This window comes from Spirosoma luteolum, assembly GCF_054778875.1.
Window position 1 is genome coordinate 492,480 of sequence record NZ_BAAGZE010000023.1, and the last position, 24,297, is coordinate 516,776.

19 protein-coding genes and 1 tRNA gene are annotated in these 24,297 nt (G+C 52.5%); 2 read left to right on the plus strand and 18 right to left on the minus strand.

All coding sequences use genetic code 11. The annotated features are described in order from the left end of the window. Positions 1 to 3: 3 nt before the first annotated feature. The 17 genes from cyoE to ACYVAC_RS22465 all read right to left on the minus strand — a co-directional run bounded on the left by cyoE (position 4) and on the right by ACYVAC_RS22465 (position 21,139). Positions 4 to 882, minus strand: a complete 879-nt coding sequence (cyoE, locus tag ACYVAC_RS22385; RefSeq protein ID WP_461100051.1) for a heme o synthase — start codon at positions 880 to 882, stop codon at positions 4 to 6. Between the two features lies 1 nt (position 883). Then, positions 884 to 1,909, minus strand: a complete 1,026-nt coding sequence (locus ACYVAC_RS22390) for a COX15/CtaA family protein (RefSeq protein WP_461100052.1) — start codon at positions 1,907 to 1,909, stop codon at positions 884 to 886. Continuing rightward, positions 1,884 to 3,767, minus strand: coding sequence for a cytochrome c oxidase subunit I (locus ACYVAC_RS22395; protein ID WP_461100053.1), 1,884 nt, complete (start codon positions 3,765 to 3,767; stop codon positions 1,884 to 1,886). The genes ACYVAC_RS22390 and ACYVAC_RS22395 overlap by 26 nt, the downstream gene beginning before the upstream one ends. 24 nt (positions 3,768 to 3,791) lie before the next feature. Then, a complete protein-coding gene (locus tag ACYVAC_RS22400) occupies positions 3,792 to 4,907 on the minus strand; it encodes a cytochrome c oxidase subunit II (RefSeq protein ID WP_461100054.1) in 1,116 nt (371 codons plus the stop codon). A 15-nt stretch (positions 4,908 to 4,922) separates the two neighbouring features. Continuing rightward, the gene (locus tag ACYVAC_RS22405) at positions 4,923 to 6,236 is read right to left on the minus strand and encodes a quinol:cytochrome C oxidoreductase (RefSeq protein WP_461100055.1); all 1,314 of its coding nucleotides are present in this window, start codon (positions 6,234 to 6,236) and stop codon (positions 4,923 to 4,925) included. 76 nt (positions 6,237 to 6,312) lie between these two features. Next, positions 6,313 to 6,927 (minus strand): c-type cytochrome, encoded by a 615-nt coding sequence (locus tag ACYVAC_RS22410; protein ID WP_461100056.1) that lies wholly within the window; start codon positions 6,925 to 6,927, stop codon positions 6,313 to 6,315. An 8-nt stretch (positions 6,928 to 6,935) separates the two neighbouring features. Next, positions 6,936 to 7,469, minus strand: a complete 534-nt coding sequence (locus ACYVAC_RS22415) for a DUF3341 domain-containing protein (protein WP_461100057.1) — start codon at positions 7,467 to 7,469, stop codon at positions 6,936 to 6,938. 77 nt (positions 7,470 to 7,546) lie between these two features. Further along, positions 7,547 to 8,977: an NrfD/PsrC family molybdoenzyme membrane anchor subunit gene (gene nrfD, locus ACYVAC_RS22420; RefSeq protein WP_461100058.1), complete on the minus strand. Its 1,431-nt coding sequence runs from the start codon at positions 8,975 to 8,977 to the stop codon at positions 7,547 to 7,549. A gap of 90 nt (positions 8,978 to 9,067) precedes the next feature. Next, positions 9,068 to 12,172, minus strand: coding sequence for a TAT-variant-translocated molybdopterin oxidoreductase (locus ACYVAC_RS22425; protein WP_461100059.1), 3,105 nt, complete (start codon positions 12,170 to 12,172; stop codon positions 9,068 to 9,070). A 113-nt stretch (positions 12,173 to 12,285) separates the two neighbouring features. Then, positions 12,286 to 13,605, minus strand: a complete 1,320-nt coding sequence (locus tag ACYVAC_RS22430) for a c-type cytochrome (protein WP_461100060.1) — start codon at positions 13,603 to 13,605, stop codon at positions 12,286 to 12,288. A 253-nt stretch (positions 13,606 to 13,858) separates the two neighbouring features. After that, a tRNA-Cys gene (locus tag ACYVAC_RS22435) sits at positions 13,859 to 13,929 on the minus strand. 134 nt (positions 13,930 to 14,063) lie between these two features. Continuing rightward, a complete protein-coding gene (gene rpsA / locus ACYVAC_RS22440) occupies positions 14,064 to 15,851 on the minus strand; it encodes a 30S ribosomal protein S1 (protein ID WP_461100061.1) in 1,788 nt (595 codons plus the stop codon). A 238-nt stretch (positions 15,852 to 16,089) separates the two neighbouring features. Continuing rightward, positions 16,090 to 16,605, minus strand: coding sequence for an HNH endonuclease (locus tag ACYVAC_RS22445; RefSeq protein WP_461100187.1), 516 nt, complete (start codon positions 16,603 to 16,605; stop codon positions 16,090 to 16,092). A 111-nt stretch (positions 16,606 to 16,716) separates the two neighbouring features. Continuing rightward, complete coding sequence (gene smpB, locus ACYVAC_RS22450; RefSeq protein WP_461100062.1) at positions 16,717 to 17,178, minus strand: SsrA-binding protein SmpB; 462 nt, start codon at positions 17,176 to 17,178, stop codon at positions 16,717 to 16,719. A 476-nt stretch (positions 17,179 to 17,654) separates the two neighbouring features. Beyond that, positions 17,655 to 18,254: an OmpH/Skp family outer membrane protein gene (locus tag ACYVAC_RS22455; protein ID WP_461100063.1), complete on the minus strand. Its 600-nt coding sequence runs from the start codon at positions 18,252 to 18,254 to the stop codon at positions 17,655 to 17,657. 48 nt (positions 18,255 to 18,302) lie between these two features. After that, on the minus strand, positions 18,303 to 18,671 hold the full coding sequence (locus ACYVAC_RS22460) for a hypothetical protein (RefSeq protein WP_461100064.1): 369 nt from the start codon (positions 18,669 to 18,671) through the stop codon (positions 18,303 to 18,305). 23 nt (positions 18,672 to 18,694) lie between these two features. Then, positions 18,695 to 21,139: a penicillin acylase family protein gene (locus ACYVAC_RS22465; RefSeq protein ID WP_461100065.1), complete on the minus strand. Its 2,445-nt coding sequence runs from the start codon at positions 21,137 to 21,139 to the stop codon at positions 18,695 to 18,697. A gap of 156 nt (positions 21,140 to 21,295) precedes the next feature. Between ACYVAC_RS22465 and ACYVAC_RS22470 the strand changes: the two genes are divergently transcribed. Next, positions 21,296 to 22,186 carry a glycerophosphodiester phosphodiesterase family protein gene (locus tag ACYVAC_RS22470; RefSeq protein ID WP_461100066.1) on the plus strand — a complete coding sequence of 297 codons (891 nt, stop codon included), beginning with the start codon at positions 21,296 to 21,298 and terminating at the stop codon, positions 22,184 to 22,186. A 71-nt stretch (positions 22,187 to 22,257) separates the two neighbouring features. Then, positions 22,258 to 23,781, plus strand: a complete 1,524-nt coding sequence (locus ACYVAC_RS22475) for a GH3 auxin-responsive promoter family protein (protein ID WP_461100067.1) — start codon at positions 22,258 to 22,260, stop codon at positions 23,779 to 23,781. Position 23,782: 1 nt separating this feature from the next. Here the strand turns inward: ACYVAC_RS22475 and ACYVAC_RS22480 are convergent, their stop codons facing one another. Continuing rightward, on the minus strand, positions 23,783 to 24,271 hold the full coding sequence (locus ACYVAC_RS22480) for a flavin reductase family protein (RefSeq protein WP_461100068.1): 489 nt from the start codon (positions 24,269 to 24,271) through the stop codon (positions 23,783 to 23,785). Positions 24,272 to 24,297 lie beyond the last annotated feature (26 nt).

Sequence of the window (24,297 nt, forward strand, 5' to 3'; positions counted from 1 at the left end):
TCCTTAAACTTTATCCAGCAGGTAAACGATTTGTACGACCGGCAGGTAGATCAGCGAACCAAACATCATCTGGAGGGCCGCTTTATCGGTGCAGGTTCTCATCAAATGAAACGTTTGCGCCAGAAACAAGATTCCACCCACCATGGCTACGATAGCCGAGTGAATCCCCGTCATATTCAATAGGTAGGGCAACCAGCCAATCGGGATCAGAAACAGCGTATAGATCATTATTCTGAATGCGGTATCGGCTGTTTTCCCCTTACCCGGCATCATCTGTATACCCGCTTTTTTGTATTCATCGAAGGCCAGCCAGCCTATAGCCCAAAAGTGCGGGAATTGCCAGAAGAACTGAATAGCGAACAGGATACCAGGGGCCCAGCCAAACTGATTCGTAGCTGCTACCCAGCCGATCATGGGTGGAAAAGCGCCGGGTAGGGCACCCACAAATACGGCAATCTGACCTTTCCGTTTCAGTGGTGTATAAACAAAACCGTAGAGTAACAGTGATAGTACTGCCAGACAGGCAGCCCGAATATTGAAAACAGTTACGAACAGAAAAACTGATATTCCAAAAAGCACCAGTGCGAACCAGGCCGCTTCGCTGACCGATAGTCGCCCCGTGGGCAACGGTCTGACGGCTGTTCGCTTCATGTACTTGTCAGAATCGCGCTCAATGATCTGGTTAATAATGTTAGCCGCCCCCGTAATAGCGATCGACGCAACACTTAAGACCAGTACTTTCCACCACTCAATTTCATTCGACGCCAGACAATAGCCAAATACGCCTGAGAAGACGACGGCCAACGTCAGCTTGAGTTTAATGAGTTCTACGTATGCTTTGGTCTTGATTGATAGCACTTGTGTGCCAGCGACTCGTTCCATCTTAGTTGGGTTGTAAGTCAGCTTTGACGATGTCGTGCTGCTTACCGACTAACAGCGTAGGGGCGACCAACGCTATAATAATGAATTGAATACCCACCAACAGTACTGCCAGTAGCAAATGTATTGGTTGTGCCGCTGCCGGAACAGCAAAGTAACCCATGATAGCCCCAGTGGCAATTTCAGCAACAACGACGGCAATCAGCGCTTTACTCAGCCCGCTGATTAATGTTGAAGGCTGTGTTGGTTTCAGTTTGCCTATCAGGAAGAGATGCACTCCCAGTACAACCAGTGAGAACGATCGATGTACGTAGAAGCGCCAGTCCAAACCACTGATCCAGTTATCCCGCTGCTCGTAACCCAGCAGCTTGACAACCTTATCCAGACTATCCCGAACCTCAGTACCAAGTACCAATTGAATCATAGTCAAAACCAAGGCCACAATCGCAACTGATTTAATGCTTGTCTTATTGGTCAGCTTTAGGGCCTCTTTGCTCCATAAATTACCCCGTGATCGGATAAATACGAACAGCAACGAGAACAACACCAATACTGCTAATAGCAAATGAGCTGTAATCATGTACTGAGCCAGTTCTGTCGAAACGACTTTAGAACCGAGCCAGCCATTGGCGCCAATAAGTAGTAGTGCAGCGAAGCTACCCCATACAAGTGATGGGTTACGCCTGTAGAGAGGGAGGGAAGCCAGCAAAGTGGCCAATACGAAGAAGCCTGACAGTACGCCAAGCAACCTGTTTACATACTCAATCCACGTCTTTGTGGCATTGAATTCAACCTCCCCTTTCAGCTTGGCTCCGTAAATGGCCTGATAGTTCGGGGGAAGCTGTGTAACACTTGTGGGTGGAATCCAACGGCCAAAACATTTCGGCCAGTCTGGGCACCCCATTCCCGAGCCGGTCCCTCTGACAATACCACCTGCCAGAATGAGCAGGTATATGATAAGTACTGTCAGAAGGACCAGACGCCGGAAACGTCGTTCGGCAAGATCAGTGATGTTGCTTGAACTGGTCATTCAGGTTTTGTGCCTCGATTTCAGGTTCCAGTGCGATCAACTCGTTCTCATGCGGAAGGTTGGACTCTGGTGTTTGCGAGTAAGGCACGTTTTGAGGGATAAAGTCATCCTTAGCCCCCGGTTTGCTGTAGTCATAAGGCCAGCGATACACGGCAGGAATCTCTCCCACCCAGTTGCCGTGGCCCGGAATGACTGGCGTTGTCCATTCCAGTGTGTTCGATTTCCACGGGTTTTGCGTGGCACGCTTACCCTTGAAGATACTGTACACGAAGTTGTAAACGAATACCCATTGTGCCGTGAAGGTGAATATGGCCGCCAGACTGATAAAGGCGTTCATATCGGCAAAAATGTTCTTCGTAAAGTCGTAGCTCGTGAACGCATAGTACCGGCGGGGGAAACCAGCGATACCCACGTAGTGCATCGGGAAGAATACCAGATAGATGCCGATAAATGTAAGCCAGAAGTGGATATAGCCCAGCTTCTCGTTCATCATACGACCGAACATCTTTGGGAACCAGTGGTATACACCCGCCAGCAGGCCAAAAGCCGATGCAGCACCCATTACCAGGTGGAAGTGAGCCACTACAAAATAGGTGTCGTGCAGTTGAATGTCGAGTGCCGAGTTGCCCAGAATCAGGCCCGTCAGACCACCCGAGATAAAGAACGATACCAATCCGATCGAGAACAGCATGGCTGGCGTAAACCGGATGTTGCCGCGCCACAGTGTAGTAATGTAGTTGAACGCTTTAACAGCCGAAGGAACGGCAATGATCAGCGTCAGGAACATGAAGATCGAGCCCAGGAATGGGTTCATACCCGTAACGAACATGTGGTGAGCCCACACAATGAACGCGAGGAAAGCGATGCCCATCATCGACGCAATCATGGCACGATAGCCGAAAATAGGCTTGCGCGAATTGGTGGCGATGATTTCCGACGTCATACCGAGAGCTGGAAGCAGTACGATATACACCTCGGGGTGACCCAGGAACCAGAACAAGTGTTGGAATAGAATTGGGCTACCCCCTACGTTTGGCAGTGCTTCACCGTTGACATAGATTTCAGACAGGTAGAAACTCGTGCCAAAGCTACGGTCGAAGATCAGCAGTAGAGCAGCCGAAAGCAGTACAGGAAACGAGATAAGACCCAGGACAGCTGTGAGGAAGAAGGCCCAGATGGTTAGTGGCAGTTTACTGAACGACATACCCCGTGTACGGAGGTTGATTACCGTGGTGATATAGTTAATACCACCCAACAGCTGCGACACGATAAATAGAGCCATACTGCTCAACCAGAGCGTCATACCCAGTTCCGAGCCTTTGTGCGCCTGAGGCAGGGCACTAAGCGGTGGGTAGATAACCCAGCCACCAGCAGCAGGTCCCGTTTCAATGAACAGCGAGAACAGCATTACCATACTGGCCAGGAAGAAAAACCAGTAAGAGAGCATATTCAGAAAACCCGAAGCCATATCCCGTGCACCAATCTGCAATGGAATCAGGAAGTTCGAGAAAGTACCGCTCAAGCCAGCCGTCAACACGAAGAATACCATGATGGTACCATGCATGGTTACGAGCGCCAGATAAAAATCCTGATCGATTTTACCGGCATCGTTGATCCAGCTACCCAGGATCGGGCGCAGGAACTCAACTTTCATATCAGGAAAACCAAGCTGAAGCCGGAACATGACCGACAGGCTGATTCCGATGACCGACCAGATGATACCCGAAATCAGGTACTGCTTGGCGATAGTCTTATGGTCTTCCGAAAAAATATACTTCCGCCAGAAGCTTTGCGGCTCGTGATGTTCATGTTCTTCAACATGAGCCACAACAGTCGAGTTAGCTGTTACAGTCGCCATAGTATTTTGTTTGTTGTGGTTTTGTTAACGTATTGCAGTAATAGCTTTCGAAACACCGCCTTGCTGAACCGATGCAGTGGCGCTGTCGGCAGGTGCAGCCGCTTCTGCAGGCAGATATTTTGCCGCTTTTGCTTTCAGGTTAGCCGGAATGCGACTCGCCAGTTCAGGATTGGTGTTGAGCAACGGCTTCTGCGATTTGCACCACGCCTGCCACGACGCTTCGTCTTCAACAATCAAGCGAATACGCATGGAGAAGTGACCACGGCCACAGACCTCGGTACAGGCAATTTCGTAACCGAAGTTGGGATTGCCAGTTGCATTTCGCATTTCGTCGGTGGTCTTGTCAGCCACAAACCAGAACCGCGTAGGCATGCCTGGTACAGCGTCCATCTTAACGCGCAGATGCGGAATGAACACGCTGTGCAAAACGTCACGAGCCCGAATTTTCAGCAACACAGGCTTATTTACAGGAATGTGTAGTTCAGATGTGCTGGTGAAGTCATCAAACGAGGCTTCATCCGTGTAGTCGATGCCCGTATCGTTTGCATTGTCGATCAACTTGTAGTTGAAAGCACCCAGTTTGTTATTGTCAACACCCGGGTAACGAACAATCCAGTTAAACTGCTTGCCGATGATCTCGAAAACCTGCGCATCTTTTGGCGCTTCTGCCATAATGTCGCGCCACGCTCTCCAGCCGGTGAAAACCAGTACAGCCATCACAATCGCCGGAATCACCGTCCAGATCAACTCTAGCTTGTGGTTTTCAGGATAGTAAGACGCCCGGCGACCTTTTTTGTACTGATATTTCCAGGCAAAAATGAACAGCAGCGCGTTCGTCACGAAGAAGGCGAACATAATGATACCCATCGACAACCAAAACAGGAAGTCCGTCCGCCGGCCGTGTGGCGAAGAAGCTTCGGGCAGGAAGAACTGGCGGGCATGCATGTACGACCAGATAACACCAATTACGCCCAGTACGAAGAAGATCAGAAAAAGGGCTCCGTTGATCTTGTTGCTGGTACCGATATAATCCTCGTCAACAGGACCTGCCGCGTTCTTTACGACAGCTGCCATCCGGGATACAACGAGTGCCGCCAGACCCAGAAAGATTACCGATAACAAAGCGACTATGTAAACCATGTGCTTATTAAATTATTAGTTGATATCGTGATGCAACGATTCCTCAAGCATCGGGTGATTTTTAGGAACAAGGTTTGCTTTTTCCAGCTGGGTATAAACGCTCCAGATAAAGCCACACGCAAAAATCAGGATCATTCCAAACTCAATTGGTCCGAAGCCACCGTGTGAACCAACTGTTCCAGGCATAATGTTTACGTAAAAATCGAAATAGTGGCCGATAATAATTGACCAGGCAGCTACCTTCAAAATCACCGTTGTCCGCTTCGCAGCCGTCGTCATAAGAACAAGGAATGGGAAGACAAAATTCAAGAGAAGGTTGATAAAGAAAGGGGCTTTGTAGATGCCGCCGTGACCACTGAAGATCTCCCGATAGTGAATGGTTTCTTCGGGGAGGTTAGCGTAATAGATCAGCATAAACTGGGCAAACCATACGTACGTCCAGAAAATACTGAACGCAAACATAAACTTACCCAGATCGTGCAGGTGACTGGCGTTGACCATTGTCAGCAGTCCACGCTCTTTCAGGGTGAGAACGGTCAGTGTAATGACAGCCAGGCCTGTAACGTGCCAGCTTGCCAGCGTGTACCAGCCAAACATGGTGCTGAACCAGTGCGTATCGATCGACATGACGAAGTCCCAGGCCGAAGTCGATGATGTGACAGCGAAAACAACCAGGAAGATAACACCCAGCCGAAGGCTCTTGTAGTAATGCTCGGTACCATGGCTTAGATCCTCCTGCAGCGAATTGGCCCGAATACCACGCCACAGTACATACCAAAGCACAAAGTACAGTGTTACCCGAATCAGGTAAAAAGGCGTATTGAGAAAACCTTTTTTACCAGCGATAATTGGGTCGTATGCTTCTTTAGTGGTATCGTAAAGATCTGGGTTTGTCCAGTGGAACAGATCATGACCAGCAAGCAGGAACACGGCCAGCACCGCTACGCCCATAAAAGGCAGGTAGGCCGGCATGGCTTCGGGAACCCGTTTGAAGGCTACAGACCAGCCTGCCTGCGCCAGATAGTTATATGAGATGAAGAACATCCCGATAACCGAAGCGCCGGTGAAGTAGATAGCATTGAGCCATATGTTTGCCCAAAGCCGGTTTGTCCATTTGTATGCATGGTGCGCGCCTTCGTGAGCTGCGCCGGCGCCGGCTGCATGTCCAGCTTCGTGAACTTCGTGATTCCCGGCACCAGATGCCAGCAGAAAGCAGCCGACGGCTACCAGTGCTACTCCGGCGGCAAGGCCAATCATGAGCCGACGCTTGGAATCCGCAGTAAATTCAAATTTTTCGTCCAAAGACGGTATTGCGTGAGCCGATGCCATTCTGAGAAAGTTTGCCGTTTTACGCTGAACAAGGTTCTTACTGATCACCGATCAGCCCAACCTTATTCACTAAAAATTAAGAACCCTGTTGTAGTTTGTGTACGTACTGAACAATTTTCCACCGCTCGTCGGGAGTAACCTGCGAACCGTGGGGCCACATCCGACCTTTTCCGTTCGTGATTACGTGAAAGATGTGACCATCGTTGAGGGTTTTCAGTGCGTCTGAGGAGTAGTTTGGCACCCCTTTATACTGAGCCGCTACCGGGCCATCGCCTTTACCGCCTTCACCGTGGCAGTGCTGACAGTAACGACCGTAAAGTACTTTTCCTTCAGCCAGGCTTTTCTCCGTTTCTGGAATCGGATTGGTAAGTACACGTTCGGCGATACTGATACTGTCTTTCGGAATATTATACATCATCATATCGGTGGTCTCGCTGGCTCCCTCACCAAACTTTGTTCGGTAATTGGGGCGGGCAACGGTTCCGGCCGCCGGCATACGCATATTCAGTCCCTGCGGATTGATTTCGTTTTTCCGGACTTGACGATAAGGCTCATACCCTACGGCATCGTACATCTGGGGTGCAAACTCAAGCCCGGTACTGTCGTGACTCCGTTTGCAGGCAGATCCACCGAACAGCAGGCTCATGAAAGCCAGCGCTGCTACGGTTGTATGGTTTGTAAGTTTAATCATGTCCAGAATTAGAACTGCTTAACGTTTACTTCTGCGGCACCCGAGCGTTTCAGAATCTGCTCGATATCGCCTTCACCGATCGTGTTTTTGCTCATGTCGATCGTCATGGCAAATTTGTTGTCCGTCGTCCGAAGGTCATACATCAGTGGTTTAACCGTGGGACCAAGACCATTCGAGACCAGAAACGTCCCAACCATGCCCAATGCACAGAACAGAACGGTCAGCTCAAAGATGATAGGTACGTAAACGATGGGCGAGTAAGAATCTTTACCGCCAACGATCATTGGCCAGTCGAAACTTTCGGTGTAGAAAGTCAGCGCCAGAGCAGTCAGCGTTCCGGATAGGCCAAACATAAAGGCAGCGATACCCAGTTTCGTCCGTGGATGGCCGAGGGCTACATCGAGGCCGTGGATCGGAAATGGAGAGTACACTTCATGGATACGTACACCTGCACTTCTAACTTCTTTGACAGCTTCCAGCACGACATCGTCATCATCGTAAATGCCTACCAGAAACTTGCTGTTACCGTGTGCGTCTGACATAATCAGGACTTATTGGTTTGTAGTTCAGGCCAATGCTGCCCGCTGTTTGGCAGGCAGCATTGGCGTCAAACAGGGAGTTAATCTACGTTTTTGTTGAAGGTCGGGTTGGCAACACGCTCGCCTTTGGCGACTCCGGAAACCGACGCTGGCAGGTGCTCAGACGACGACTTGATAACTGTTTTCACCTCCGCCATATTGACAACCGGCAGGAATTTGGAGAACAGCAGGAACAGCGTAAAGAACAGGCCGAACGAGAAAATGTAATCGCTGATATCGAATAGCGTAGGGTGGAACATAGCCCAGCTCGATGGCAGGTAATCGCGGTGTAGCGATGTTACGATAATTACAAACCGCTCGAACCACATACCAATGTTCACGACAACCGACAGCGTAAACGTCCAGACAATGCTCCGGCGGATGTACCGCGACCAGAACAGCTGTGGCGAGATCACGTTACAGGTCATCATAGCCCAGTAGGCCCACCAGTAAGGTCCTGTAGCACGATTGATAAAGGCGTAAGCCTCAAATTCAACACCAGAGTACCAGGCAATGAAGAACTCCGTAAGGTAGGCGACACCCACGATCGAACCGGTCAGCGTGATGACCTTGTTCATCGATTCGATGTGCTCCAGTGTGATGTAGTCTTCAAGTTTAAAAACGACCCGGATAATCAGCACCAAGTTCTGTACCATGGCAAATCCCGAGAAGATAGCACCAGCAACGAAGTAAGGCGGGAAAATCGTGGTGTGCCAGCCCGGAATAACCGATGTGGCAAAGTCCATACTTACGATCGTGTGTACTGATAGTACGAGTGGTGTCGACAGACCAGCCAGTATAAGGCTCATGTACTCGTACCGGGCCCACGTTTTTGCCGAACCATTCCAGCCCAGCGAGAATGCACCATAGATATACCGTGATACTTTGCTACGGGCGCGGTCACGAATCGTAGCCAGGTCAGGCAGCAGACCCATGTACCAGAACACAAGCGATACCGTGAAGTAGGTGCTGATAGCAAATACGTCCCATACAAGGGGCGATTTAAAGTTCACCCACAGCGAGCCAAATGTGTTAGGCAGCGGAAGCGCCCAATAGGCCAGCCAGGGGCGCCCCATGTGCATCAGAATGAAACTGGCAGCACAGATAACGGCGAAAATGGTCATCGCTTCAGCTGCCCGGTTAACGGCCGTCCGCCATTTCTGACGGAACAGCAGTAGAATAGCCGAAATAAGCGTACCAGCGTGACCGATACCTACCCACCATACGAAGTTGGTAATATCCCAGGCCCAGCCAATGGTTTTATTCAGCCCCCAAACGCCAAGACCTTCCCACCACGTCCAGAACACGCAGGCGGTTCCGTAGAGGAGCACAAGCACAGAGATGGTGAATGCAATGGTCCACTCGCGGGTGGGCTTGCCTTCAACCTGTCTGCTGATGTCCTCCGTCACGTCGGCGTAGGTTTTTCCGCCGGTAACGAGAGGGGTTCTTACGGCTGATGTAACATGCGACATATTGGTACTTTTTTGCTAATGAGTAAAAGGGATAAATGCTCGTTGAGCGGGAGAAGCCAACGGCTGCTCCCACCCTTCACTATCGTTCGTTTAAGCTTCCGAAGGCTGGCGCGACTCCTGTTTGGGAGCCTCATCTTTATTCCGAATCTTGGTGAGGTATGAAATCTGGGGCCGTACGTTGATCTCTTCGAGTACGTGGAAGGCACGACCTTCGTTTTCTACTTCGAGTACTTTCGAAATCGTACTTTCAGGGTTGTTCATATCACCAAACGTGATGGCATCCGTTGGGCAAGACTGCGCACAGGCGGTCTGTACCTCATCCGGCATAAGCCGGCGACGTTCTTTTTTAGCAGTCAGTTTGCCCTCCTGAATACGCTGTACACAGAACGAGCATTTTTCAATCACCCCACGCGAGCGAACCGTAACGTCGGGGTTGATGACCATCTTACCCAGATCGTTGTTGAAGTGATAATCGAAGTTATCGTTGTCGAAGTACTTGAACCAGTTGAAACGGCGTACTTTGTAAGGACAGTTGTTGGCGCAGTAACGGGTACCGATGCACCGGTTATAAGTCATTTGGTTCAACCCTTCCGTGCTGTGGGTAGTGGCCAGTACCGGACATACCGTTTCGCAGGGCGCGTTGCTGCAGTGCTGGCAAAGCATCGGCTGGAACGTAACTTCGGGATTAGCCGATGCAATTTCCAGAGCCGAGAAATCTTCAGCTTCTGCATCACTGCTATAATACCGGTCGATCCGCATCCAGTGCATTTCACGCCGGTTGATAACCTCTTCGCGACCTACAACCTGAATGTTGTTTTCAGCATTACAGGCAACTACGCAGGTACCGCAACCAATGCAGGAGTTCAGATCAATGACCATACCCCACGAATGGTTTGGCTTGCCATAACCGTTCCAGAGCGTGATGTCTGTTGGATCCGATGGACCTTCCGACGTTACCACTTTAGGCTCGTAGCGACCGGCTTTTGGATTTTTTGCATAATCGGCAAGACGGGCTTCCTGCAGCACAGCCCGACGCCCCATAACCGTGTCGTGGGTCTGCGTCTGCGCAATTTCACGCCGACCGCTTCCTTTCTCTACTTTGGCGGTGAACGCGGTGTAGAGGATAGCGTTGCTGCCAAAACTGGCGAAAGGCATTACGTTTTTACCAACGCCGTTGGCAGCTTTACCGCCTTTCTCACGACCGTATCCGATAGCAATCGATACCGTGTTGTCGGCCTGACCCGGCTGAACCAGCACCGGCAATTCAACCGACTTGCCGTTGACCGTTACGTTGACCATGTCGTTCTGAGCAACGCCCATGTCTTTGGCCGTTTTCAGCGACATCGCTGCATAGTTGTCCCAGCAGGCTTTCGAAACGGGATCGGGCATTTCCTGAAGCCAGGGGTTGTTGGCTACTGAGCCAGCACCCATCCCAACTTTCTCGTAAAGGGCTACTTCCATGCCCGTGGTAGGCTTGTACCGCTGCGCGATAGCCGCACCGGCCTGAGCAACATTGCCCGCAAACGTAGCACCGCTGGCAGCTTTGCCCTTATTGGGCTCAAAGACACCATCGTGCAGACACTTGAGCCAGAACGCTTCGAACGACGAGAAGCCCGTAGCCTGACCGTAATAGTTAGTACGCCAGAAGTTTTTCAGGTAAGCCTGGAAGTCAGCAGACTGGCCGGCCCATTTAAGCAGGCTCGATTGAAACTGCCGTGTTTTAAAGATCAGCGTAATGGCTGGCTGCGTCAGGCTGTAAAAACCCTGACGAGGCTCAGCATCACCCCAGCTCTCCAAGAAGTGAGGAGCAGGTGTAATGTATTTAGCCAGAGCAGCTGTTTCATCGGCCCGATCAGCAAACGAAACCGACAGACTTACCTTTGGCAGTGCTTCGGCCAGTTCAGCACCACGGGGATGGTCATAAACGGGGTTTGCGCCAAAGAACATCACAGCACCAACACGACCGGCTTTGGCCTCGTCGATGAAGGCGTTCATCTGGGCGTCGTTACCCTGTTTGTAATTGACAGGAGTACCCAGATCAATTGTAACACCATAGCTTCCGAGCAGGCTGTTCAGTGCGTTAACGACAATCTGTACGTTCGGATCGTTGGAACCCGCAACAACAACAGCCCGGCCGCGCGATGCAACCAGGTCGGCAGCAGCTTTGTCGAGATAAGGAACATCGATAGACGCCGTGGCGACCGAAGTACCACCCAGTTTGGCAGCCACTTTGTTATAGAGAGCAGCCACAACCAGCCCTTCCTGCGAAGGCTTGATCGCCGAACGGTAATCAGCATTTGAACCGGTCATCGACAGGCCGGTTTCAAACTGGTAGTGCCGCGACATGGTTTTCTTCCCATCGCCAACAGCACCGATTTTACGGGTCTGGATATATGATTTTGCGTTTTCCAGCGGAGAAACCCAGGTACCAAGGAAATCAGCACCAATGCTTACGATTGTCTGCGCCTTGCTAAAATCGTAAGCGGGGATTACGGACTGACCAAACGAAGCCTGGTTAGCCTGAACAATGCCAAACGCCGAGTTGGCATCGTACATGATATGACGCGCCGTTGGGTACTTGGCAACAAAATCAGCGATAACAGCCTTGGTCGATGGGCTCAGGATCGTACCGGTTACAATACGAATGGCACCACCCCGGGCAGCTACCGAAGCCAGCTGAGTTGCGATTTCTTTGTCAGCCGTTGCCCAGTCAATGTCGGTTTCACCGCGCTTGGGCCCTTTCAGTTTATCGATATCATACAACGACAAAACCGACGCCTGTACGCGGGCCGTCGTGCCTCCCTTCGTAATGCTCGACAAGGGGTTACCTTCAATCTTAATGGGGCGACCTTCGCGGGTTTCTACCAGGATGGCGGCATAGTCGCCACCGTCTGTGTAGGTCGACGCATAGTAATCTGAAATAGACGGGAAGGTGCCTTCCGGTTTGTTGATATAAGGAATGGCTTTGTGAACAGGTGTTTCACAGGCGGCCAGCGAAACGGCTGCCATGCCAAAACCCATAACCTTCAGAAAATCACGGCGCTGTGTATTCGAACCGCCGAGCAAACCTTCCAGATCTTCCGACGATTCGCCTAGATCAGGATTGGCAAATTCGCTATTGGCGTTTTTGACGAATGTCGCATCGTTGCGCAACTCTTCAACCCCTTTCCAATACCGTTTAGATGTATTTTCCATGCGTAGTTGTAATCCAGCCGTCGCTGAAATGAATAATGTATGTAACGTAATGAACAATGAGCGGCTATCTTATCGGCAAGCGCACATTATGCATTGTTCATTATTCATTGATCTTAGTAGTGACACTTCGAGCATTCCAGCCCACCGATGTTGGCAACTTTAAGTGGTTCTTTGCTTTCTTTTTTGTGCAGAGCGACCAGCTTATCGTAGTAGGCATTGTCTTTCGTGTTGACTTCCGTTTTGCGGTGACAGTCGATACACCAGCCCATCGTCAGCGACGATCGCTGCTCAACAACTTCCATCTTTTCAATTTCACCGTGGCAGGTCTGGCACTGAACATTACCAACGTTTACGTGCTGGGCGTGGTTGAAATAAGCCAGATCGGGCAGGTTGTGTACCCGAATCCATTCGATCGGCTGATTATTTTCGATGGCCGTATAAATCTTCTGAATCTCGGGCGACTCTTTCTTAATCACCCCATGGCAGTTCATACAGATGTTTGCCGCCGGAATGGTAGCACTCTTTCCTTTGTTAACACCCGTGTGGCAGTAATTACAATCGATTTTGTACTGGCCAGCGTGCAGCTTGTGCGAATAAGCAATGGGTTGTTTTGGCGCGTAGCCCTGCTGAACGCCGATGCTATAGGCGCCATCGATTGTTTCTTTAGCTACAACTAGCAGGAAGAGCCAGATCACAATCGAGCGCAGTGTCGAATTATTGAAAGCGGTCGACAGGCCCTCTTTCAGGCGCTGACCGAACGGAGCTGTCGTCGTTCCATCAGTTGTTGTCGGCGTAACGGCTTTCGACAGGATCGTTACAATCGTCAGCAGTACACCCAGTACCAGTACCATAACGACCAGCAAAGCGACCAAAACGAACGTGAAGAGTTCGGACGGACCCGACGTGGTGGCGGCAGCGGCAGCAGGGGCTGTGGTACCACCACCCGCAGGAGCAGCGGCAGCCGTGGCTGGTGCACTCGACTGATCGATGTAAGCCAGGATTCCGTCGATGTCAGCGTTCGACAGGCTCGGAAAGCTCGACATCTGCACTTTGCCAAACTTGTTGAAAACACCTACGGCGTAGGCATCGCCACTGGCAACAACAGCCGATGAATTCTTGATCCACTTGTAGAGCCACTCCTTGCCGGGCGTGCGTTGCTGAACCCCTTTCAGGCCGGGCCCGACAACAACGTCATCACCCGTAGAGTGACACTGTGCACAGTTGTTGGTGAAGAGCGTTTTGCCTTTCTCGGCGTCTCCGGCACCACCGGCAGCTGGTGCCGCGGCTGCGGCCGGAGCAGCAGCTGCGGCTGCCGAATCCTGAGCGTATACCTGAGTGTTCCCTGCGATCAACGTCAGAGAAAGAGCCGCAGCCCCAAAAACCTTGTATAAACGACTCATAGAGAGACGCATATTAATTGGTTGAATCAACATAAGCACTAACGCCTTTTTCTTGGCTCACAAAAGTACGATACGATCACTGTATAGGCAAAAGTTGGCCTTGAGTTATTTTTAAACCTCATTTTTATTTATACAGGTTCTAACCAACGCCTTTCTATACCCCCGCCAACACCCGCCTAACCGTCTGTTTATGCGTTTGTTCTGCAAAAAAAAACCATTCGGCCGGACCGCTCAACGACGGTCGCTACCGAATGGTTTTGTGTACAGTTTTACCTGCCCTTTACGGAGGTTCCGAGCGGATTCGAACCGCTGTACGAGCTTTTGCAGAGCTCTGCCTAGCCACTCGGCCACGGAACCATGTTTACTCCCAAAACAGCCCTAAGACCCGTTTCGGGAGTGCAAATATAGTATTTTATTAGATTGTGGGTGCCGCCTTTGCAAAAAAAAGCCCTGCTGCCGTTGGCAACAGGGCTTTTCAACACATATATCGCTTAGTTACGACCTTCCAGCTGCTCTTTCAAAGCGGCCAGCGCATCGAGATCACCCAGCGTTGCGCCACGCTCCGGCTGGTTCGACGATTGAGTTGGTTTGCTCGAAGCCTGTTTGGCTGGCTTCGGCTCACGCTGTGGCTCATTCTTCTCCTGCCAGGTGCGGGTATGCGACAGCATAATCCGTTTTTCTTCTTTCGAGAACTCCGTAACCCGGAAGTCCAGCGATTCGCCTACTTCAGCGAACGTACCGTCTTCTTTGGTCAGGTTTTTCAGCGACGAGAAGCCTTCGATGCCGTAGGGCAGTTCCAGGGTAGCCATTTTGTCGTTTTTGCTCAGGATCGTGCAACGATGCACGGTACCTACGGCAAATACCGACTCAAACGTATCCCATGGGTTTTCTTCGAGTTGTTTGTGACCCAGGGCCAGACGACGATTTTCAACGTCCAGCTCCAGCACAACCACTTCGAGTTCTTCGCCTACTTTAATGAAGTCCGAAGGGTGTTTCACCTTCTTGGTCCACGATAGATCCGATACGTGCACGAGTCCGTCGATACCTTCTTCAAGTTCGAGGAAGAGGCCGAAGTTGGTCAGGTTGCGCACGAGACCTTTGTGTTTCGTACCAATCGCGTATTTAGAACGCAGCTCAGGACGGGTCCAGGGATCCTCGGTGAGTTGTTTGATACCGAGCGACATTTTCCGATCGTTACGATCCAGCGTCAGCACCTGTGCTTCTACTTCGTCGCCTACTTTCAGGAACTCCTGTGGGTTACGCAGGTGCTGCGACCACGACATTTCTGAAACGTGGATCAGACCTTCTACGCCTGGCATGATTTCGAGGAATGCACCGTAATCGGCAACATTAACGATCCGACCTTTGATTTTCGAACCAACCTGAATGTCGGACGACAGCGCTTCCCATGGGTGAGCCTGCAGCTGTTTCATACCCAGCGAAATCCGCTTTTTGTCTTCGTCGAAGTCGAGAACAACCACGTTGACTTTCTGGTCGAGGTGCAGCACTTCCGAAGGGTGGCTGATACGGCCCCACGAAATATCGGTGATGTGCAGCAGACCATCGACACCGCCCAGATCGATAAACACGCCGAAGTTGGTCATGTTCTTGATCACACCTTCCAGAACCTGACCTTTTTCGAGGTTGTTCAGGATTTGAGCGCGTTGAGCTTCCAGGTCTTTTTCGATCAGGACTTTGTGCGATACGACAACGTTGTCGTTTGCATAGTTGATCTTAACGACCTTAACCTCCATCTTCTTGCCAACGAATACGTCGAAGTCACGAATTGGCTTAACGTCAATCTGCGACCCGGGCAGGAAGGCTTCGATGCTGAAAATATCGACAATAAGACCACCTTTGGTCCGGCGTTTCACGAAGCCATCGATAACGAGGTCTTCGTCCAGCGCACGCTGGATTTTCTGCCAGGCCGTGATCACTTTCGCCTTTTTGCGCGAAAGCACAAGCTGACCATTGGGGTCTTCCTGGTTTTCTACGTAAACTTCTACTTCGTCGCCCATTTTCAGGTCGGGCATATCCCGGAACTCCGAAGCAGGAACAAGACCATCCGATTTGAAGCCGATGTTGAGCAGAACCTCACGGTCTGTGATGCCCACCACGGTTCCCATCACCACTTCTTTTTCTTTAACCTCCGACAGGGTATTGTCGTACAGTTCCAGCATCCGATCGCGCTCAGCGTCCGAATAGCCACTACCAAATCCTTTGTTGTCTGCCCGGTCCCAATCAAAATCGGGCAGTTCGCGCTGTTGCGTTTTGCTCATAAAAAAAGGTTTCCTGACCCGCTCAGTACATCAGCCCGTGGGTCAAGGGCGGACTGACTTTTTGGTTGATTATTTTTTTCCTGAAAAAGGACTGCAAAGATAGCGTTTGGTTTTGACAATTAGTTCCAAAAGGGTTGATTTCAAGGCATCAAGGCAAAAAAAAGAGCGGTTCTGCCCCCAGCCCTATTTCGACCGAAATAGAATCTGGTACAGAACCGCCTGCGTTACGCTGTCTTACCTACCGAAATGCTTTTTCCTTGCGCGCCAGAAAAGGCAGCCAGCTTTGCTCGATCGTGCCGGAAAAGTCCCGGAGAAACACTAAGAAAGTGGGCTTGAACGGTTTTTGACGCAATTTGATGTTGGCCTCTTCGGGGGTATAGTCGCCTTTACGCGAGTTGCAGCGTTTGCAGGCCGTAGCCAGATTGTCCCAACTGGTTTTACCTCCCCTTGATTTAGGAATGACGTGGTCGAGGGTCAGTTCTTCCGCCGTACCACAGTACTGGCAACGGTGCCCGTCGCGTTTGAAGATGTTCTGCCGGGTAAGCATAACGCCCTTGTAGGGTAGGCTGACGTAGCGGTGCAGCCGAATGACGGTTGGCATGGGAAACTCGGCCGAGACAGTCCGGAGCATAAACTGGTCCGATTCGGCAACAAGTTCGGCTTTGTCTAAATAAACCAGCAAAAATGCTTTAGGGACGGAGCAGATGCTGAGTGCGCTGTAATCTTGATTTAAGACTAATACTTTCCTGCCCATATCGCGTTTAGATGCCTCTGTACGGTAGCAAGTTACAGAGTTATCCACACAACAGCAACAGCCGTAGACAAATATTAGCCACTACCCGACTACCCGTAAAAGGGCTCCGAATTAGTAGCGTTCGCGCTGCATATCCCGCTGCACATCGCGTTCTTTGATACTGTCGCGTTTATCGAACAGCTTTTTCCCTTTTGCCAGTGCGATGTCGACTTTGGCGAAGCCGCGGTCAGTGGTGTACATGCGAATCGGCACGATGGTAAGCCCCTGATCTTTGAGTTTTTCCGACAGCCGGCGAATTTCCCGCTTGGTCAGCAGTAGTTTCCGGTCGCGCAGGGGCTCGTGGTTGTAGTGCGTCCCTTCGGAATAGAGCGAGATATTCATCTGCCGGATAAACAGTTCCTCGTTCAGAATGAGGCAATACGCATCCTGCAGGTTTACCTTACCCTGCCGTATCGACTTGATTTCGGTACCGGTCAGTACGATGCCGGCCGAGAAGGTTTCCAGAAACGAATATTCAAATGAAGCCCGTCTGTTACGAATGTCGACACGCTTTACGATGGAGGTGGATGCCATACAGGTTAATCGATTGATCCGGTAAAGGTAACCGGTATCAGCCCATAACCCGTAAACGTTGCAGGAGGTTTGTGACCAACCCCGAAAAGAATACTCTCAAGAAGTGGCTGCCGAAGCCACCTGGTGGGCCGGTGTTTGCGTTTGTAAAAACGGTAACGAAGTCACAGCCTCAAGACCCGATACAGCACCGGCCCAAACCAAAGCGATGGTCATAGTAAATCTGCCCGACAGTGCGGTCAGTACCATGGGCTCGAATCAGCAAAAACGGTGCCTGAGCGGTTCAAAGCCTTGTTTTCACCAACCGACAGTCGGTTAGCGTTGCATTGCCCAAAAAGACTCTCCTTCAAGTTACTGCCTGGTCGTTTTTTACTATACAACCAACAACAGTGCCACAAACCGGAACGGATACAAAAAGGCCGTGAACGATTCTCCCAACCGGTAGTTCGTTCACGGCCTTTTCGGTTCGACTGCCCAGCTTATTTCTTGGCAGCCTGCTTCTCTTTGTATTCTTTGTTGAGCCCTTCCAGCACAGTAGACGTGCGATCGCCCGACGGATCGGCAAACAGGATACCACCGCCCTTGGTATAGCCCAGCACGAACTCGTATTTGTTCTGAGCATTCACCTTTTTCAGGTAATCGTAAATCTGGTCGTAGAGCTGTTTGTTTTTGGTCTGTTCCTCATTGGCCAGGTTCTGGGCCGCCCGTTCCCGATAGGCCAGAATGTCCTGCTGCTCTTTCTGCAGCGAAGCCTCGGTGGCCCGGCCCTGCTCCTGGGTCATAGTAGCTGCACGCTGCTGAAAAAACTGAACTTTATTCTGCAGGTTCCGGCCTTTTGTAGCCAGATCGTTTTCGAGCTGGAAACGCTTGCTTTCCAGCACTTTCTGCGTGTCTTTAAAGAAGTCGTATTTGGTCAGCAGCGAGTCAACGTTTACATACACAATTTGCCGGCCTTTGGCTTCGGCAGGTTTGTTAACCACTGGCACACTGTCGGGCTGGCGGTCTTTGAAATGCAGGTAGTACAGAACCGCTACGGCAACTGCCAGAACGACATTGATAATCAGTGAGGCATTCTTCACAGGTAATTGGCTGTTTGGTGATAGTTTGGAGTCGCAAAGGTAGTGGAATTATGCATTTGGCGGGGTTGAGACCCGGCTGTTTGCCGAAGCCGCTCGCACAAGGTAACCCGACAGGCCGGCCAGCCCACCCGTCAGCCCGCCCAGTACCGCCGTTACCAGCAGCGGCAGCACCGCGCCCTGGCGTTTGAAAAGCAGTTCACCCATCCGGGCCGTAAAGATGCCATCGGTACGCAGGTGAATGGCCAGACCGTAGACAAGCCAGACCAGACCAACGCCCAGAAAACCGGCCATCCAGGCTCCGCCTGAGCTGCGGCTGCGCCAGCAACATACGACGAAGGCCACAAGGGCTGCACTCCACCAGGGCAATACCAGCTGAACCAGGCCACTCAGGAGCGCAATCAATAAAATAGGAAGCATACGTATGGTTGGTTTAGTTGCGGCTAGTTAAGGGTCAACCGGCGTTTCAGGCGGGTATGGCGGGCCTGCGAGGAGGTCAGATAAAGCAGTTCGTTGAGCTGGCCGGTACGCCATGTCTCGATCATGTTCTGGTAATAGGGGCTGCCGGGGTTCCCCGACTGCCCACCCGGATATATACCATAGGCTTTGGGCTGCGGACCTAGAGCCACCACCATCCGCCACGAGGGACCTGTTCGCTCCGTGGTGGCGTTGACAATACCGGCTCCACCCCCAATATTAAGGTCTAGCACGCTGAACGCATCGACGCCCGGAAGCAGATGCCGGATATCGGTACCCTTGGCGGCTGCCCACTGCCAGCGCGGCCCCATGGCCCCAAGCCGGTGGTTAAGCGTATCGCAGGTAGCCCGAAAACTCATCTGTACCACTTGCGGCAGGTGTTCACGAACGGGCGTTTTGGTGTTGTCAAACCAGTGCGACCCCGAATCCCGCTGCATCAGCGTCAGCGTGCGATCGAATGTCGGCAGGCGCATGGGCAACGTGTCACTTTTGTTGAAATCATCGGCCCAGACGGCATCCATGAAACGCTCGATCCATTCGGTGAAGATTGTGGGGGCTATTTCGCCGGGGTCGTTATTGAGTCGCCACTGCCGCAGTGTCTGCAGTGCCTGCTTCTCAGCAGGCGTCAGGGCATTGATATTGACCATCGACAGCATCGTTGGCAGCGCATCAGCAGCCCGCAGGTTGTAGTTGTCGTTCTGGAGTTGCCGCAGACTATCGATGGTAGCCCGGTTCATCCGGGTCAGCCGCTGGTTGATCCGGCGGCCCCGCTCGGCCGGCGCGAACGACCAGTTGATATAATAGGGGTAGGTCGGGTCGGTCGACGACTGGTTGGCCGAGCTCACGAATCCTCTCGGCGGATTGATTACCAGCGGATTCTGCTCAGCGGGTACGTAGCCATGCCAGTCGTCGGCGGGGTTGGTACCGTCGAGCAGAAATTTGCCCTGTTCTTTCCGCTTCAACGGGTAGCGTCCATTGGGCGAGATGGCAATGTCGTTCTGGTTATCGGCAAAGATGAAGTTCTGCGCCGGAGCCACGTAGTAGCTCAACGCTTTGCGGTAATCATCGATGGTACGGGCCCGGTTCAGGCGGTAGAAACACGCCATCTCGTTCGACGGCTCGTGGGCAATCCAGCGGGCCGCGTAGCCCACTGGTATATTACGTTTAAACGCTTTTGCCCCGGCTTCATACACCACCGGGCCATGGTGGGTGTAATACACCGTATCCATAACATCAGGCTTCCCTTTGACCACAATGCGCTCGATCCGTTGTCGGGTCGGCTTCCACTGGTTATCGTGCCAGTAGGCTTTGCGGCTGGCATCTTTGTACTTGATCGCGTAGAAATCGAGCACATCGGCTCCGACGTTGGTGACGCCCCAGGCAACATTTTTGTTGAACCCAATAATCACGTTAGGCGCACCGGGCAACGATGCCCCATATACGTTTACAGTGGGCGAAACCAGCTGAATCTGGTACCAGATCGAGGGCAAACTCAGGGTCAGGTGTGGGTCATTGGCTAGCAGGGGGCGTCCCGTAGCTGATTTCTGCCCTCCTACGGCCCAGTTATTGGAGCCGATAGCCGGGTTGGCACGGGGATGGACGGCCGACAGTCCACTAGTCAGGGCCGCCAGTTGATGCAGGCCACTATCGACCGACGTTTTAGGGAGCGGCAGCGGTGTAAAGGGCCACTTGGTGCCGACCGGAATGATTGGATCTTCGTGCGTTGGATAATCGGGAAACAGATCACGGGTAATCGTAGGGCCGTATTTAGCCAGAATGTTGGTCATCAGCAGATCATCGGCTCCACTGGCCAGCGTGCTGGTCATTACTTTCAGCAGCAGCGCGCATTTCAGCGGTGTCCACGGTTCGGGCGCGTAGCCGAGCAGCTTGTATTCGATGGGGTACGTCGCGGGAGTCAGCGAGCTGATCCAGGCATTCACACCTGCCGTATAGGCATCCAGTGCCTCACGGGTCTGCGGGTCCTGTTCCATACCTTTCAGGGTTTGTTCGGCGCCATAGCCCATACCCAGCCGGCGGTTGAACCGGTCCAGCTCAAGGGCCCGCTCACCCACCAGTTCCGATACGCGGCCGGCGGCAGCATGCGTCTGAAACTCCATTTGCCAGAGCCGGTCGCGGGCCGTCAGATACCCCTGAGCGAAGTACATGTCGTGGTCGTTGTGGGCAAACACGTGCGGAACGGCCATATCGTCCATCAGCACGGTTACCGGCTCCCGGGTTTCCCCCAGTTTGATGTCTTCATCAGCCGTGCTGATCGTTTCCGCGTTTTGCCAGAACCCGCTGAAAGGGCTCATCAGCGGGCCGAAAGCCGGAACGCTTCCCCAGGGGCGGTTCAGCGCCCAGACGAGGGCCACAGTCAGTACAGTAACAGTAATTGCTTTCGTATAACGCATATAGGCGATGAGCGGTCGACAATGGAACTGCAAGTTTACAATTGCACTCATCAACTAAAAATTATTCTTTTACCCACGTTGTCGGCCAGCCATTGCCAATGGCCGGCTTCTGACGCAGATCCTGTACTTTTGGTCGTCGTTACCACCCGACCCTGTATGCGTACGCTCCTTCTCTTTTGCTGCCTGATGAGTACCGCACTGCCTGCCTTTACGCCCCCCTCTTTCGATATTGAAGGGCACCGGGGATGCCGTGGCCTGATGCCCGAAAACACCATTCCAGCTTTTCTGAAAGCCCTCGAACTGGGTGTTACGACGCTTGAGCTCGATGTGGTGATCAGCAGCGATGGGCAGGTGGTGGTATCGCACGAACCGTATTTCAATGCCGATTTCAGCATCGATCCAACGGGCAAACCCGTTTCACGGTCCGCTCAGAAAAGCCTTAACCTGTACCGGATGTCGTATGCCGAGATCAGACAGTACGACACCGGTTCAAACGGAAACCCACGCTTTCCGGAACAGCAGCGCCAGAAAACCTGTAAACCACTGCTGAGTGAGGTCATCGAAGCGGTTGAGGCCTACCAGACAGCCCATCAGCAGGCCCCCTGCGCCTATAACATCGAGATCAAGAGCGAACCGGCGGAATACGATCAGAGCCAGCCGCAGCCCGCAGCCTTCTGCGACCGGGTGCTGGCTGTGCTGCAGCCCCGGCTGGCGGCCAGCCGAATCATTATCCAGAGTTTCGATTTCGCTGTGCTTCAGCACTGGAAACAGGCGGCCGATGCGGGGCACTATCCGCAGGTGCGGCTGGCTGCGCTGGTCGAAAACCTGCATGGTGTCGATAAAAATCTGGCGCAGCTCGGTTTCAGGCCCGACATCTACAGTCCTTACTACCGGCTGCTGCGTAAAGCAACCATTGCCCGGCTCCATGCGCAGCATATTCAGGTAGTACCCTGGACGGTGAACAAGCCATCCGATATGGCCAGACTAAAGGCGTGGGGGGTCGATGGATTGATTACCGACTACCCCGATCGGGCCCTTCGCTTGTAAACCAACGGCTCGTTTCGTAAGTTTCTCCTTCGAAGCTGCCTAAGCGCGTAGATTCTGCCAACCTTTGCACTATGACGTTTCTGAACACCTCGCTAAAATGGCTCCTGCAACGGCGACTGCCGCGCATACAGGCCATGATGAATCACCCGGGTCGGGTGCAGCAGCAGGTGTTTACGCAGCTCATCCGGGCCGGACGGTCGACCGAATGGGGGAAAAAGTACCGCTACAATGCTATTCGGACCATAGCTGATTTTCAACAGCAGGTTCCGGTTTCGACGTACGAAGACCTGTTTCCTTATATTGAGCGGGTCATGGCGGGTGAATCGAAAGTATTATGGCCTTCGCCGGTTCGCTGGTTCGCCAAATCGTCGGGTACGACCAACGCCCGTAGTAAGTTTATTCCCGTCACCCCTGAATCGCTCGATGAGACCCACTTCAAGGGCGGGAAAGACATGATGGCCCTCTACGTGGCCAACAACCCCGACAGCCGCACTTTCGAGGGGAAAGGATTATCCATCGGTGGCAGTCTGCACCCCAATCCGTCGGGCTCTAACGGAGCGGCCGGCGATGTCTCGGCGGTGGTCATGAAAAACCTGCCAAGCTGGGCCCAGTTTATCCGGACGCCGTCGATCGATGTAGCCCTGCTCGATGAGTGGGAGACCAAAATGGAGCGCATGGCCGAGATTACCCAGCACCAGAACGTTACGAGTATGCTGGGGGCGCCCACCTGGGGGCTGGTGCTCATCGACAAGATTCTGGCGCGTACCGGTAAACAGAACATTCTGGAAGTATGGCCCAATTTCGAACTGCTCGTGCACGGCGCCGTCAACTTTCAGCCCTACCGCGAGCTATTCCAGCAGCAGGTATTTCCATCTAAATCCGTTCACTACCAGGAGGTTTACAATGCGTCGGAAGGCTTTTTTGCCATTCAGGACGACATGGGGCGGCCGGGCCAGATGCTGCTGATGCTCGACTACGGCATTTTCTACGAGTTTGTGCCTATTGAGGAAGCCGATCAGCCGTTTCCGAAAGCGCTAACGATTGACGAAGTCGAACTGGATCGCAACTACGCTCTGGTCGTATCGACAAATGCGGGGTTGTGGCGCTATAAAGTAGGCGACACCATCCGGTTTACGTCGCTGTACCCCCATCGACTCAAGGTTAGCGGGCGCACCAAGCACTTTATTAACGCGTTCGGAGAAGAAGTAATCGTTGAGAATGCAGAGGCCGCCATTACGGTTGCCTGTAACGCCACGGGCGCCATCATTGCCGATTATACCGCCGGGCCTGTTTACATGGGCAACGGCACCCGTGGAGGGCACGAATGGATTATCGAGTTTACCCGCGAGCCCGACAACCTGACGCGCTTTACGCACCTGCTCGATCAGACGCTGCGGCAGGTAAACTCTGACTACGACGCCAAGCGCTACAACGACATGGTGCTCGAGTTACCCCGAATCCGGGTGGTGGCGCGGGGTACGTTCTACGCCTGGATGAAACAACGGGGCAAACTGGGCGGGCAGCATAAAGTGCCCAGGCTGGCCAATTCACGCGAATACCTCGACGATATTCTGAGCCGGGTCCCTGAGTTGTAAATTACCCTCTAACCACCTTTCGTTCTTTCAGCAGGGCATAGGTCATCACCACCTTGTCGGGGTGCAGTACCGTTTGTTTTAACACCTCGGCAATGAACAGCTCATGGTCGCCCCCATCCACCGATGTCAGCACCCGGCACTGGGCAAAGCCGATGGCATCGGTCAGGAAGGGGCAGCCCCGGTCGTCGAGCGCATGCGGTATTCGGGCCAGCTTGTCACGTGTACGACCCGACTGTTGCCCGAAGCGCCGAACCAGGTTGAGCTGGTCGGTGGCCAGCAAATTCAGGTTGAACACCCCACTTGCCCGTACCAGTTCGATCGTGTAATCAACCTTGTATAGCGCAACCGCCAGCGTTTTGCCATCCATGGCGGTGGGCATGGCCCAGGCTACGATGTTGGCATTTCGACGCGGAGATGGGCCGTCGGGATCGACGACGGTCGTGACGGACTGTATATCGTAATCTTTGTATTTGAGGAGCCGACGGGCCATACCAGACAGGAGCCGGGGAGCAACCG